Genomic DNA, 14,063 nt, shown 5'->3' on the forward strand with positions numbered 1-14,063 from the left:
GGATTGTGGATTTATAGCGGTTGCCCCAAATTTCAGCCCTTTGCACGGCCCGCGTTCCAGGAGAACCGGTAGGGCCCCGAGCCTGCCCCGGACCGCGATCCGGGGTCCCTGCCGGGCCTAACTAATTGATGTGTATATGAAAAAATGTGCCGGCACGGAGGCCGGCACCTACCAATTTCTAAGACGCGCTTTTCGTAAGCGGACGCTGTTTTTGACACTTGCTATCGTTTGCGGTCGTTGGAGGGCAGGGGACGGATCCGGGCCTTCTTTTCAAGTTTTTCCAGGGTTTCCAATTCCTTGCGGTAGCGCGTGCCTATCTCAAGGATGGTTTCGATCCATTCTCGGATGACTTTCCCTTCTGACGTGACGTAGGCAATGCGGGTATCCATCATTCTGGATAAGGTTCCCATGACATCCATGAGCGAGTCCAGACGCCGGCAATCCTCCTCGTCACTGATCAAAGGGGAATGCAGTCCTTGTGATCCATAGGTGTCCCACTTCATTTCCTCCATTAGAGTGGAAACCGTCATGCAAATTACCTGGATTGCTCTGAAATCCATATCTTCTTACTACCTCGTGGGTGCTCAGGAGTAGAACGCTTCATGGTTTGCCCGGCGGCAGAGCACTTTGGTTCCTAACCTTCTCCCACCTATTCCCTTGCCCGTCGAACCAATAGTCTAGCGCAATTCATGATGTTCTCGGGTGTGTAAATCATCAGCTCGTCTTTGTAGTATTCCTTAAACACGTCGGCTGCCACCTCTTCATCGTCCCTTGAATCCAGACGAATCTTGTCTCGAAGTCTCATCGCTTCACGGCCGGACTCCTCGAAGGCCTTTTCAATCTGCGCTCCGGAGAGAGGCCCCTGATGAGCCACGCCCACGATTTTTGCGCGGAGATTTCTCAAGCGATCCAAAGAGGCAATATAATCCGAATAATTTGTAAAAAAGAGCGGGAAAACCCCGCGACCCGGGTACCTGAATCCCAACGAATCGGACAAGATCAAAGCATCTATCTCGGGAATATGGGCAACTATTTCCCCCGGCGCGTGTCCTGTGACACTGATGAAGCGAAGCGTCAGGCCTCCAAGGTCCATTTCGTATCCGTCCTTGGCGATCAGGCAATTGTTCAGCGAAGGAGGCTCCTCAATGGGCCGACGGCCAGGATTCAGCCCTTTCGATGCAAGGAAATCGGCCATGTGGAGGTCTTCAAGCGCCATAACCTCCCCGGCTTTGGGATGCGCGAGGAAATCGGCAGCGCCTTCGGCCGCGACGATCAGCGCCTGGGGGTACCTTACTTGGAGCCCGTCAAGCCCGGTGACGTGATCTGTATGCGGATGGGTCACCACGAGAAAGGTCGGAGCAATCCTCAGAGAATCTAATTGCCGGATCACGTCGTCCACAACTGCGGAAACTCCGACGTCGATCAGAGCGGTCGCTTGCTCTCCCTTGACAAGGTACGAGTTGAAGTAATAATTCCCCACGACCCACAGACCGTCTGTAAGAAGCCGCGGAAAAGTGTCGGATTTGTCCTCTGTCATTACTCTGATCCCCCTCAAAAAAAACGAATTCCAAAGAGATGGGGGTTCAGGTCCCATCTGATACGGATTCGCCTTCAAACGGTGAAGATTGTTTGATCCAAAATCAGCACTGACCTGGTTCCCAGGTCCGTGCGGGATCTACCTGATCCTTCAGTGTTTAAACGCGACCTGGTATGAATTAGGCCCCAGCCAATTGCCGCGCACCCCTAACGTAAGAGTAGCCGATCGGCCAGTGCGCCCTTCGGGGGAGGTTGCCTCGCTCCCCCAATGGGACCTGAAAAGGCAACTTCTCGCTGAACAGTTACACGCAGGATATCACAAAAGATCTGTCGAGATATTGGTCATCGAAAAAATTAGCTTGACAAACGCATAAGCGACCATTAAAAATAAGTTCGATGCAACTAACTATGATAGGGCTATGACTCATAGATGGTTGCATGCAATGCTCCATCTCAGTACCGATGACCGGGAGTTTTAGATGCCCCATTCAATTGCTGAAGACCAATGCGGAGATTGCCCGTCCTTCTCCGGCAACAAATGCCTTGTCCATGAGACCTTTAAGCTCTCTGAATATAAACCGGGAGAAAAGGGGACCATATTCCAGGTTTGCGGACAACCTGACTTCCGGCTCAGGATGATGGAACTGGGTTTTGTCAGAGGTACCACAATCGAGGTGGTGAAGTACGCGCCTCTCAACGATCCCATGGAGTTCATCGTCAAAGGGTACCACCTGACCTTGAGAAAAGACCAGGCTGCCGACATACTCATGAACGAGCCGGAGAAGGCCGCCTGATCGAAGTAACTATGCGCAGTCCAATCACCCTTGCCCTCACGGGCAACCCCAATGCAGGAAAAACCACTCTCTTCAACGCCATTACAGGGGCCCGACAACATGTGGGCAACTGGCCCGGCGTAACCGTCGAAAAAAAAGAAGGCACCCTCAAACACGGCGATAGGGAGATCCATGTGGTGGATCTTCCAGGTACGTACTCGCTTACCGCCTATTCCATAGAAGAAATCATTGCCCGGAATTTCATAGTCAATGACGCTCCCGATGTGGTTGTGGACGTGGTGGACGCGTCCAATCTGGAACGCAATTTGTATCTGTCGGTTCAACTCCTCGAAATGGGGGCTAAGGTCGTGATAGCCCTCAATATGATTGATGTTGCTCGAGGACGGCACATCGATATTGATGACAAAAAACTCTCTGCATTGTTGGGCGTGCCGGTGATTCCCACGAACGGGAAAAAGCGCGTTGGCATCCAAGAGCTGATGGACAGAGCCGTACAGGTAGCTGATGACGCGGACGGTTCAGCGGAGCGTCGAGATTTCCACTACGGCACTGAGGTTGAGGAAGAGCTGGCAAAAATAGAGGAACGGCTTTCCAACGGGCAGGTAGCCGGCAACGGGTTGTCCAACCGGTGGCTTGCCATGAAGCTCCTTGAGGGAGACGCTGAAATAGCAAAGAAGGTCGAAGCCCAGATTAGCGGCAGTGGCCTTGTCCAACAGGTGGAAGAGAGTCGAAAGCATCTGTCTGACATTTTTGGAGACCCACCGGAAATAATCCTCACCGACGCTCGTTACGGATTCATCGCAGGGGCCATAAGGCAGTCGGTCAGCGTGGAGATCAGCGACCGGGTGCATTTGAGCGAATCCATTGACAAGGTGCTGACCAATCGAATGTTGGGGCCGGCGATTCTCCTTGCAGTCATGTATTTGGTTTACATGTTCACTTTTCAAGGCAGCGAGCCGTTTGTGAGATGCCTGGATATATTCTTCAAATGGCTTGGCGGGATCACGGGCGGGGCTTTGCCCGAAGGCCCTTTCAAATCCCTCGTGGTCAGTGGGGTCATAGACGGCGTGGGAGGCGTTGTAAAATTCACGCCGTTGATCGCTTTTATGTTTTTCGCCATAGCCATTTTGGAGGACACGGGATACATGGCGCGCATTGCGTTCATGCTTGACCGGGTATTGCGTGGATTCGGACTTCATGGGGCTTCGATGCTGGCCTTGATGGTCGCGGGCGGAATCGCGGGAGGATGCGCTGTGCCGGGGATAATGGCCACCCGGACGATGAAAGAGCCCAAGGAACGTTTGGTCACCATATTGGTTTCCCCTCTTATGAATTGTGGGGCCAAATTGCCGGTATACGCGCTTCTCATCGGCGCTTTCTTTTCGGAACACAAAGTTACGGTAATGTTTGTTTTGACCTTGATTTCATGGGTCATGGTGCTCACTGCGGGAAAGGTCATACGCTCAACGGTTTTGGCCGGTCCTACGGCGCCGTTTGTCCTTGAGTTGCCCCCGTACCGAGTGCCGACCATGCGCGGCCTTCTCATCCACACCTGGGAGCGGACGTGGATGTTCATAAAGAAGGCGGGAACTATCCTGTTGGCCGTGTCCGTTGTTCTCTGGGCCATGATGTCTTTCCCGTCTTTGCCCGCGGAAAAGGCCAAACCTTTCGAGGACAATGAAGCGAGCCTTACCGCCGCGTTTCTTGCCGATCCCGTGGCGGCCCCTGTTTTCAAGTCCGAGAACGATCTGGAGTCGTTCGAGAAGTTCCGCAAGGTGTTTGACGAAAAAAAGGCTTCGGAACTCAAAAAGCAAAACCCGATCTTTTTTGAATTGGCCTCGGCTCTGAGGGAACGAGAAAAGAAAGCCGGTCGGCGCGAGTCAGCTTCGGCACCTGTGAGCCGATTGGCAGAGGCTTACGAGGATTACTCCGAAAAAAAGACGGCATTGGAAGGCGAGAAACAAAGCGCGAGGCTGAGAAACACCATAGGCGGCAGGATAGGGGTGGCTCTGGAAAGTCTGTTCAGCCCTATGGGCTTCGATTGGCGAACAAATGTTGCCCTATTGGGCGGTTTTGCCGCGAAAGAGGTCATTGTAGCCACACTCGGAACCGCATACAGTCTCGGCGAAGTGGAACCGGAAAAGGCTGAGAGCCTTTCCGAAAAGCTCAGCAAAGACCCCCACTGGAACCCTTTGAAGGCTTTCACCTTGCTGTTGTTTGTGATGCTTTATAACCCTTGTGTAGCCACTTTGGTAACCATAAAAAAAGAAACAACGAAATGGCGATGGGTGCTGTTCGCCATGGGCTACACCACGATCCTGGCCTATTGCGTGGCCCTGGTGGTGCATTGGGGCGGTACCATGTTGAAATTAGGGACGTAGGAAATCTCGAAGGCTGATAGCCCCGGAGTTCATCATGTGGCAAGAGATAATAGTCGGACTACTTGTAATAGCCGCTGCTCTGTTCATTGGAAAGCGGTTTTGGAAAAACTTCAAGGGAGCCGGGACCCCTGGCTCGGACTGCGGGTGTGGTTGCTCCGGTTGCTCGCAGGGTGGGGAACCCAATGCCGAGTGTCAGCCGGACCGTGCGCGGGCTGGTAGCAAGTAGTTGGTAATTCCGGAACGCGTTTTTAGGAACGGATTACGCCAGTTCGCTTTCAAACGGTGAAGACAATCTCGGATCAAAAACAGCACTGACCTGGTTCCCAGGTCAGTGGCACCCAACAGCCAATCAGTATCGGCCCGGGAGTGCCACGGACCTGGGCTCTTTGGCAGGCCCGTGTCTGATTCAGCGAATTATTCATTGTTTGGCGGCACATGGGCGTTATAGCGAGTGTCAAAAATAATGTCCCATTACCTAAAGCGCCCCGTGGAAATTGGTACGCCGCGGCCTCCGTGCCGGCACGTTCTTGGGATACAAATCAATTAGTTCGGCCCGGCGGCGCAGTTCATGGCAGACACGAGGGCCTGCCCCTGCGTTTGATTAACGATCTACCCTCCGCGGACACCTCCGTGTTCTCCAATTCCTGAAAACATAATCGGATTCCGAAAGATTGGCTGAGCTAAGGGCATAATCCATTTGACAAAAGCTTGGCTTGAGACGAGTTGCAACTCCATTCCCGCCAGAGAACCGATTGACAAAGGTTACGATGCAAATTACAGTAAACCAGGTGCATTAGGGGGTAGAGCAATCATCATTCATTTCACTGCGTTCCAATTCTTCAAAGGTTAGGGACTTAGCTGTCCCTTTTTCGGCGGTCCGGCGGGGGAAGCCATGCAATGCCGGCAATGCAAGTTCCAGAATCCTCCCGGGATGAAGTTCTGCGGAGAGTGCGGTGCCGAGCTGCAAATTGTCTGCGATAACTGCAACGCCCCCAATCCATCGCATTTTAAGTTCTGCGGAGAGTGCGGAAGCACAATTACCTCACAGGCGCAAAGTGATCCGACCCAAGGGTTCCCCTTTGACGAAAAGCTTGCCAGCCTCCGGAAGTATCTCCCCAGCGGGCTCACGCAAAAGATCCTCTCTCAGAAAGACAAAATAGCGGGTGAGCGCAGGCAGGTGACCATCATGTCCGTGGACATGAAAGGGTTGGGGCCTCTCACCGAGGCGCTGAGCCCCAACGAGGCCCGCTCCCTCATGGATGAGGCTTTTGAAAAACTCGTCCTTAAAGTTCACGAGTTCGAAGGCACGGTGAATGAATCGCGAGGGGAAGGGGTTTTGGCCTTTTTCGGCGCGCCCCTAGCTTTGGAAGACTCTCCGCAGAGAGCGATCTACTCAGCCCTGGCCATCCACCGAGAAATGGCCCGATTCAGCGAGAAAATCAAGCGCGAGCGCCAAATTCCCCCGGTCCAGTTACGGATCGGCATCAACTCAGGGCCGGTGGTTGTGGGGAGCGTCGGCAGTGATCTTCGGGTCCAATTCAACGCGGTCGGGGACACGCTCGACATGGCGGCACAGATGGAACAACTCGCAGGCGCGGGGAGCATCTATGTCACCGACGAGACCTTCAGACTTACCGAAGGGCTTTTTCGTTTTGAAGCCCTCGGTGAAAAGGAGATCAGCGGCAAGGAGGAACCCGCGAAGGTTTACCGCGTAATAGCGCCCAACAGCCGCAGAACCAGGTTCGATGTTAGCGCAGAGAGGGGGCTGACCCGGTTTGTTGGAAGACAACGAGAACTCGAGATATTGCTGGATGGGTTTGAGCGGTCCAGAGGATGCCGAGGACAGGCCGTCTCCATTGTGGGTGAGGCCGGCGTTGGCAAATCCAGGCTGCTTTATGAGTTCAGAAAAGCAATTTCCAACGAAGACGTGGCCTTCCTTGAGGGAAGGTGCCTCTCTTATAGTAAAGGACTGGCCTATCACCCGATAATAGAAGTGGTCAAATCGAACTTTGGCGTGGAAGACGACGACGAGGATTCGATAATCAGGGACAAACTGAGGAGCGGACTAAGCACATTGGGGCTCGATGAAGCTTCCACGCTGCCGTATCTTCTGGAGCTGCTGGCCCTGAAAGACAGCGGGGTAGACAGCCTCCGCATGAGTCAGGAAGCAAAGAAAGACCGAATCCTCGATTCCCTACGGCGAAAGGTCCTGAAGGAATCAGAGAAGCGGCTGATGGTATTGGCTTTTGAAGACCTGCACTTAATGGATAAAAGTTCGGAAGAAACGGTGAAGTATTTGCTGGAGAGTATCCCGGGCGCCAGAGTGCTGATGATATTTACCTATCGTCCTGAGTTCGTTCACACGTGGGGTGGCCGGTCCTTTCACAGTCAAGTTACTCTCAACCGCCTCTCCAATCGAGAAAGTCTGGCTATGGTGGCCCACCTGCTGGGTGACACCGAGGTCTCGCCCGATCTGCAGGAACTCATACTGGAAAAGACGGAAGGAATCCCCTTTTTCATCGAGGAATTCGTCCGAACTCTAAGGGACATGGCAGTGATCGAGGGACCGGACCAGGCGTATCATCTGGGCAAAGACATCGATCGTGTGGCCATTCCCTCCACGATCCAGGATATCATCCTGGCGCGAGTAGATTCCTTGCCCGAGGCCCCAAAGGAAGTGCTTCACGTTGGATCGGCAATAGAGAGGGAATTCGCTCACGAGCTGATAAAGGAGGTTGCCGACTATTCCGAACAAGAGTTGCTCTCCCATCTGTCTGTTCTCAAAGAAGCGGAACTTCTCTACGAACGAGGAATCTTCCCTCAGGCAACCTACGTTTTCAAACATACGATCACCCGCGAGGTAGTTTATAACTCAATGCTTGCCGACAAAAAGAAAATGCTCCATCGAAAGATCGGCAAAACTATTGAGGAGTTGTATCGGGAAAGCCTCGATGCCTATTACAGCATTTTGGCCGACCATTTCATGGTCAGCGAGGATTTTCAAGAAAGCGCCGATTATTCAAGACTCACCTACGAGCGGACCCGCAAACAGGCCGCTCTTCCGTCGGCCATTTCGTACGCGCAAAAAAGGGTCGCAGCGCTGGAGCGCCTGCCGCTAACAGCGGAGATCGAATCACAATTGATTGATGCCAGGACCCAATATGCTCTAACCCTGTTTATGACTGGCGACCCTGCAGGGGCTAAAGAGGCTATCGAGCCGATAGTCGAGATGACCCAAAATAGCGAGGACAAGGGGCGACTGGCCCAAATCAACCTCATATTGGGGGCCTACCAATTCATAATTCAGGAGAATCTTGGGCCGGGCTTTGAACTCCTGCAAAAGGCCATACGAAACGCCGAGGAGGCTGCCGATGTGACTCTAGCCACCTTGGCCCATTTCTTTTACGGGACCGCTCTATGCTGGGATAGCCAATTTGACGAGGGAGCCCAGCATATTCAGATAGCCCTGCGAGTCAATGAAGCCGCTCAAAATCTTTGGGGGGTTTCGGTAATGAACAGCTATCTAAGTTATTACGCCTACAATTATAAGGGCAAGGTGGAGGAGGGATTTGCCACCAGTCTCCAAGCCGTGGAAATAGCCGAGTCCAGCGGGGACATACTCTCCAGGGCCATGGCGTATGTTTGCCACGGGATTTCCTGTTTTTACAAAGGGTTTTTCCCGGAGGCGCAAGAGCATCTGCTAAAAGGTATATCTCTGTGTGAAAGGATCCAATCAGATGCGATTGCAGCCATCGGCCATCAGGGTTTGGGGTATGCCTTTTTTGAAACCGGGGATTACAGCAAATCCGAGACCCATCACCGGAAAGCCATCCAGTCCCGCCGGCGGACCGGAATTTATCCCTCTTGTCTTGACTTGAACCGGATAGCCCTGGCCAGAACAGTTGGGACTGCCGGAAACGCCGATTTGGACATTCCGTCTTTGGTGCAACTTTTGGGGACCGACAAGTCAAGGTTGTATTACGGGATAATGGCGCGCCACTTAGCTGAAATTCTCTGTCAGCGGGACCAAAGCCAGTTTTCGGAGGCCGAATCCTGGTTACAGGAGGCGGTTCTCAACCACGAGCGACTCGGGATGAAGTGGGATTTGGCCAGAGACTATATTCTCCTTGCGCGATTGCTGAAATTGCAGGGTCGAACGGCAGAAGAGAAGGATTGCTTGGACAAGGCCCTGTTGCTTTTTAATGAATGCGGCGCGGAAGGGTGGTGCCGCAACGTGGAAACCGGTTTCCCGGAGGGGTAACCGGAATGGGATGTGACTATCCGTTGTAAAGGGGTAGGGATACGAAAGGAGGATCAAGATTATGGGAGTTGCATTTTCTCGACAGGAAGGGGCTTACCGTTTTGTGGCCATTTTCAACTGGACCTACCAGGAAGATGAGATTGCCCTCAAAAGGTTTCAGCCGTATTTTAGCCACTCCTTCGAAGGAACGGGCATTGATGCGGCAACGGCGGTCTGCCTTTATTTAACCGGCGCGCGAACTGTCATATTTTCCGGCTTTACGACTTCCGCGCAGGGGCTGCAGCGCTTTTGTTCGTCTATCGTCTTCGGCACTGCCATTGAGGTCAGTTTTTATCATGCCGTGGATGCTAACGAGATCAGCCAGGTGTTGCCACTGTAGCGTGCTGATCTAAAATGGGGCCACTGAGGGGGGCGGTGGCCGAGTAAGAGGAGTCCACCGCCTGAGCCGCGCTTCGGTTTCTTTGGAGACAAACAGCGATCTTCCACGGTGCGATATCGATTCGCATAGGAAGAAGTGATCTAGATGGGAGCAGAAGTGAGGCCCTTGATCAAAATCCCCCCTGACCTTCCGCTAAAAAAGATGGGGAAGTCAAGATGTCACCCTCCTTTGCAAAAAAGGGGCAGGGGGGATTTCTTTGATAACACTTCATGTACCCGCGACTTTGGATGTTATTTCTTTGATCGCGCATTGGCTTAAGGAGTTCTTTGCGTAATCGGGGCCGACCATGGTGGAACAACATACAGGCGCCACGCGATGGACTGTGACAAGCGTGCTGGAATGGACTGAGAATCATTTCAAAAGGATATGTATTCCAACACCGCGCCTCGATGCGGAATCTCTGCTTGCCCACTGCCTGAACGCGGATCGGCCGCACTTGTTCCTGAATCCGGATCGGCCTTTGACATCCGAGGAAATGGCCCGATACCGTGAGTTCATCCACCGGCGGGCAATGAGAGAGCCGGTAGCTCTGATTACAGGGCAAAAGGAATTCCGGTCCATTCGCTTTCAGATCGTTCCAGGGGTCTTGATACCGAGGCCGGAAACCGAGATCCTCGTCGAGGCGGTCTTACAGGAGATTCACGGACAGGCCGCCCCGCGAATTCTCGAAATAGGGACCGGGTCGGGAGCGGTTGCGGTGGCGTTAGCCTCGGAAGCACCCGATGCCTCGGTAGTCGCCACAGACATCGATCCTCTTCCCTTGACTATTGCAAGCTTTAATGCAAAGGATGCCGGTGCTGCGAAATCAATTAGTTTCCTGGCCAGCGATTTGTTCGGGGCTGTGCGGCGCTCGATCACTTTCGATGTGATCTGTTCCAATCCGCCTTGGGTCCCACGGGGTGTGGTCCCAACCATGCCGCGTGAAATCAACTACTTTGAACCCTTTCTGGCACTCGATGGCGGTCGGGATGGACTTGACGTGATCCGCCGAATAGCCGAAGAGGCCAGGAATTATCTCAGGCCGGGAGGAGCATTGATACTCCAAATCGGCGACGGCCAGAACGAGGCTGTACGAGACATATTTGCCTCCCTGGGTGGGCTCACCGAAATTCGAACCTTCGGGGACCCGGCCGGGACGCCTCGCGTCGTCAGAGGGCGACTCTAAGACAAGGTCGTTATCGCACGGTTTGGCCGACAGTAAAATCCACAATCCGGCGGGGGGAAGCTATGAAATGCCGGAAATGCCAGTTCGAGAATTTTCCGGAGATGAAGTTCTGCGGCGAGTGCGGCGCTGAGCTGGAAGTGATTTGTGTCAACTGTAGTGCCACCAATCCGCCCAGGTTCAAATTCTGCGGGGAATGCGGGGCCATCCTCACCTCACCAGCGCAAAGTGCTCCGGCCGGAGGACTCTCCTTCGATGAAAAGCTTGCAAACCTTCAGAAGTATCTCCCCAGCGGGCTCACGGAAAAGATCCTCTCACAGAAAGACAAGATAGAGGGTGAACGCAGACAAGTCACCATCATGTTCGTGGACATGAAGGGATTTACTGCTCTCACCGAGAGGCTTGGCCCCGACGAGACCTTTGCTCTTATGGACAAGGTCTTTGAGATCCTCATTCTTAAGGTTCACGAGTTCGAGGGCACGGTGAATGAATTGCGAGGAGACGGGGTGCTGGCCTTTTTCGGCGCGCCCATAGCCTTGGAAGATGCTCCCCAAAGGGCGATCCGCTCAGCGCTGGCCATGCACCGCGACATCGCGCGATTCAGCGAGAGGATCGCAAGTGAGCGCAAAATTCCTCCGATTCAGCTACGGATCGGTATCAACTCCGGGCCGGTGGTCGTGGGGAGTGTGGGCAATGATCTTCGAGTCCAATTTACCGCGGTCGGTGACACGATCAATATGGCCGCCCGGATGGAACAACTGGCTGAGCCGGGGACAATCTACGTCACCGAAGAGACCTTCAAGCTCACCGAAGGACTTTTTCGCTTTGAGGCGCTCGGCGAAAAGGTGATCAAAGGCAAGAAAGAACCGGCCAAGGTTTACCGTGTAATCGGCCCCAGCGGCGGCAGGACCAGGTTTGATGTGAGCGCAGAGCGGGGATTGACCCGCTTTGTGGGGAGGCAACGAGAGCTTGAACTATTGCTCGATGGTTTCGAGCGGTGCAAGGAAGGCCGAGGGCAAGCCGTCTCCATTGTGGGTGAGGCTGGAGTCGGCAAATCCAGGGTTCTATACGAATTCAGAAAAGCCATAGCCAACGAAGACATGATTTTCCTTGAAGGAAGATGCCTTTCTTACAGCCGGGGAGTGGCATATCACCCGATAGTCGAAGTGCTGAAGGCCAACTTTGGCATCGCGGACGGGGACGGGGACGCGGAAGTAACGGAGAAAGTCAAAAGAGAGCTGACCAGCTTGGGAGTCGATGAAGCGTCCACCCTACCGTATCTTCTGGAACTACTGGCCGTCAAAGATAGCGGCTTAGACAGTCTCCTCATGAGTTCGCAAGCAAAGAAGCACCGGATTCTCGGTTCTTTAAAGCGAAAAGTCCTGAGGGAATCCCAGGAGCGGCCGCTGGTATTAGCCTTTGAAGACCTGCATTTGATGGATAAGAGTTCGGAGGACTCGGCCAAGCACCTGCTGGAGAGTATCCCAGGCGCCAGGATCATGATGGTATTTACTTATCGCCCTGAGTTTGTTCACCCCTGGGGTGGTAAGTCTTATCACAGTCAAATTACTCTCAACCGCCTCTCTAATCGAGAAAGCCTGGCTATGGTCGCGCACATGCTGGGCGACAAAGAGATCGCGCCTGAGCTTCAGGAACTCATACTGGAAAAAACGGAAGGGGTGCCGTTTTTCATCGAGGAGTTCGTCCGGGCCCTTAAGGACATGGCAATCATTATGGGACCGAACAGGGCGTACCGACTAAGCAGAGAAATTAATCATGTGGCCATACCCTCTACAATTCAGGAAGTCATCATGGCGCGAGTGGATTCGTTGCCTGAACCTGCGAAGGAGGTGCTCCAAATTGGATCCACAATAGAGAGGGAATTCGGCTACGAGCTCATAAAGGCGGTTACCGACTTTCCCGAACAAGAATTGCTCTCTCATCTGTCGGTTCTCAAGGAAGCGGAACTTCTCTACGAACGCGGGATTTACCCTGAATCCTTTTACGTTTTCAAACATGCGATCACCCGCGAGGTGGTCTATGGCTCGATACTTACAAGCAGAAAGAAACTGCTTCATCAAAGGATCGGCAAAGCCATTGAGGAACTGTATGGGGACAGCCTAGACTCCCACCACAGTATCTTGGCCGACCATTTCATGATCGGTGGGGATTTTCAAAAAAGCGCGGACTATTCAAGACTAACCTCTGAGCGGGCCCGTGCGCAGGCAGCCTTTTCATCGGCGATTGCGTACGCGCAAAAAAGAATCGATGCTCTGGAGCTTTTGCCTCCAACACCGGAAGTTCAACGACAACGTATTGACGCCAGGATCTGGCATGGTCTGACCTTGTTAAGAGAGGGTGACCCGGCAGGGGCTAAGGAGGCCATAGAGCCGATAGTCGAGATGACCCTCAACCAAGGCGACAAGAGATTGATGGCCCAAGCCTGCCTCATATTGGGATTTTACCAATCTGCCGTCGAGGAGGACCTTGCGCCGGGCTATGAACTCTTGCAAAAGGCCATACAGAACGCCGAGGAGTCGACCGATCAAGTCTTAGCCATGCTGGCTCATTTCTTCTACGGGATGGCTCTATGCTGGGACTGCCACTTCAAGAGAGGAGCGGAAAGCATCCGGAAAGCACTTCGGATCTACGAAGCCACTCAAAATCTTTGGGGGGTTTCGGCCATGAACAGCAATCTTAGCCATTATGCGTATAACAATCAAGGTAAGGTGGAGGAGGGTTTTGGTACCAGTCTCAAAGCCCTGGAAATAGCCGAAATCAGTGGGGACATATACTCCAAGGCCATGGCGTATGTCTGCCATGGGCTCTCCTGTTTTTACAAGGGCTTTTTCACAGCGGCAGAAGAGCATCTGCTCAAAGGAATAGACCTTTCTGAAAGGATCCAACTGAATTCTTTCTTGGCGATCGGCCATCAGGGCCTGGGGTATGCCTATTTTGAAATAGGGGATTATAAAAAGTCCCGAACGCACTACCGGCAGGCCATCCTGTTTCGCCAGAGGGTGGGGATTTATCCCTCTTGTGTCAACCTCAACAAGATGGCCCTGGCAAGGGCTGCCCGGGCAGCGGGGGAAAGGGAATTTGACCTTCCCTCGCTGGTGCAACTTCTAAGGTCCAATAAATCGAGGTTGTATTATGGGAGAATGGCGCGCCACCTGGCTGACATTCTCTTCCATCTGGGCGAACCCCATTTTGCAGAGGCCGAATCCTGGATCCAGGCAGCGATTGTCAGCCACGAGGAACTGGAGATGAAGTGGGATTTGGCTAGTGATTATATGGTGTTTGGGCAATTCCTGAAAATGCAGGGTCGGGCGGCCGAGGGAAAAGAGTGTTTACTCAAGTCCCTGTTGCTCTTCAAAGAATGCGGTGCTGAAGGATGGCACCGCAGGATAGAGACAGGTTGCGCGGAAGGGTAAACAAAAGCCGTCCGCGCGTATCCATCCCAAAGGGATAAAGGACTGAAAGGAGGATT

Annotated in this window: 9 protein-coding genes; 7 read left to right on the top strand and 2 right to left on the bottom strand. The window is 53.3% G+C overall.

Annotated features, from left to right (window positions below; genetic code table 11):
- Nucleotides 1-221: 221 nt before the first annotated feature.
- A complete protein-coding gene (locus HY913_11110) occupies nt 222-560 on the bottom strand; it encodes a hypothetical protein (GenBank protein ID MBI4963814.1) in 339 nt (112 codons plus the stop codon).
- 89 nt (nt 561-649) lie between these two features.
- On the bottom strand, nt 650-1,537 hold the full coding sequence (locus tag HY913_11115) for an MBL fold metallo-hydrolase (GenBank protein MBI4963815.1): 888 nt from the start codon (nt 1,535-1,537) through the stop codon (nt 650-652).
- Between the two features lie 478 nt (nt 1,538-2,015).
- Here HY913_11115 and HY913_11120 point away from each other — a divergent pair, with 478 nt between their 5' ends.
- The 7 genes from HY913_11120 to HY913_11150 all read left to right on the top strand — a co-directional run bounded on the left by HY913_11120 (nt 2,016) and on the right by HY913_11150 (nt 14,007).
- The gene (locus HY913_11120) at nt 2,016-2,330 is read left to right on the top strand and encodes a ferrous iron transport protein A (protein MBI4963816.1); all 315 of its coding nucleotides are present in this window, start codon (nt 2,016-2,018) and stop codon (nt 2,328-2,330) included.
- An 11-nt stretch (nt 2,331-2,341) separates the two neighbouring features.
- Nucleotides 2,342-4,711 carry a ferrous iron transport protein B gene (feoB, locus tag HY913_11125; protein ID MBI4963817.1) on the top strand — a complete coding sequence of 790 codons (2,370 nt, stop codon included), beginning with the start codon at nt 2,342-2,344 and terminating at the stop codon, nt 4,709-4,711.
- 34 nt (nt 4,712-4,745) lie between these two features.
- Complete coding sequence (locus tag HY913_11130; protein MBI4963818.1) at nt 4,746-4,937, top strand: FeoB-associated Cys-rich membrane protein; 192 nt, start codon at nt 4,746-4,748, stop codon at nt 4,935-4,937.
- A 666-nt stretch (nt 4,938-5,603) separates the two neighbouring features.
- Nucleotides 5,604-8,972 (top strand): AAA family ATPase, encoded by a 3,369-nt coding sequence (locus HY913_11135; GenBank protein ID MBI4963819.1) that lies wholly within the window; start codon nt 5,604-5,606, stop codon nt 8,970-8,972.
- A 61-nt stretch (nt 8,973-9,033) separates the two neighbouring features.
- Nucleotides 9,034-9,351 carry a hypothetical protein gene (locus HY913_11140; GenBank protein ID MBI4963820.1) on the top strand — a complete coding sequence of 106 codons (318 nt, stop codon included), beginning with the start codon at nt 9,034-9,036 and terminating at the stop codon, nt 9,349-9,351.
- Nucleotides 9,352-9,697: 346 nt separating this feature from the next.
- On the top strand, nt 9,698-10,576 hold the full coding sequence (prmC, locus tag HY913_11145) for a peptide chain release factor N(5)-glutamine methyltransferase (GenBank protein ID MBI4963821.1): 879 nt from the start codon (nt 9,698-9,700) through the stop codon (nt 10,574-10,576).
- A 62-nt stretch (nt 10,577-10,638) separates the two neighbouring features.
- Nucleotides 10,639-14,007 (top strand): AAA family ATPase, encoded by a 3,369-nt coding sequence (locus HY913_11150; protein MBI4963822.1) that lies wholly within the window; start codon nt 10,639-10,641, stop codon nt 14,005-14,007.
- The last annotated feature ends 56 nt before the right edge of the window (nt 14,008-14,063 follow it).

The organism is Desulfomonile tiedjei, assembly GCA_016212925.1.
GTDB lineage: Bacteria > Desulfobacterota > Desulfomonilia > Desulfomonilales > Desulfomonilaceae > JACRDF01.

Coding starts and splice junctions, on each gene's coding strand:
- HY913_11140 (MBI4963820.1), top strand. CDS start 9,034: ATGGGAGTTGCATTTTCTCGACAGGAAGGGGCTTACCGTTTTGTGGCC.
- feoB (MBI4963817.1), top strand. CDS start 2,342: ATGCGCAGTCCAATCACCCTTGCCCTCACGGGCAACCCCAATGCAGGA.
- HY913_11130 (MBI4963818.1), top strand. CDS start 4,746: ATGTGGCAAGAGATAATAGTCGGACTACTTGTAATAGCCGCTGCTCTG.
- HY913_11120 (MBI4963816.1), top strand. CDS start 2,016: ATGCCCCATTCAATTGCTGAAGACCAATGCGGAGATTGCCCGTCCTTC.
- HY913_11150 (MBI4963822.1), top strand. CDS start 10,639: ATGAAATGCCGGAAATGCCAGTTCGAGAATTTTCCGGAGATGAAGTTC.
- HY913_11110 (MBI4963814.1), bottom strand. CDS start 560: ATGGATTTCAGAGCAATCCAGGTAATTTGCATGACGGTTTCCACTCTA.
- prmC (MBI4963821.1), top strand. CDS start 9,698: ATGGTGGAACAACATACAGGCGCCACGCGATGGACTGTGACAAGCGTG.
- HY913_11115 (MBI4963815.1), bottom strand. CDS start 1,537: ATGACAGAGGACAAATCCGACACTTTTCCGCGGCTTCTTACAGACGGT.
- HY913_11135 (MBI4963819.1), top strand. CDS start 5,604: ATGCAATGCCGGCAATGCAAGTTCCAGAATCCTCCCGGGATGAAGTTC.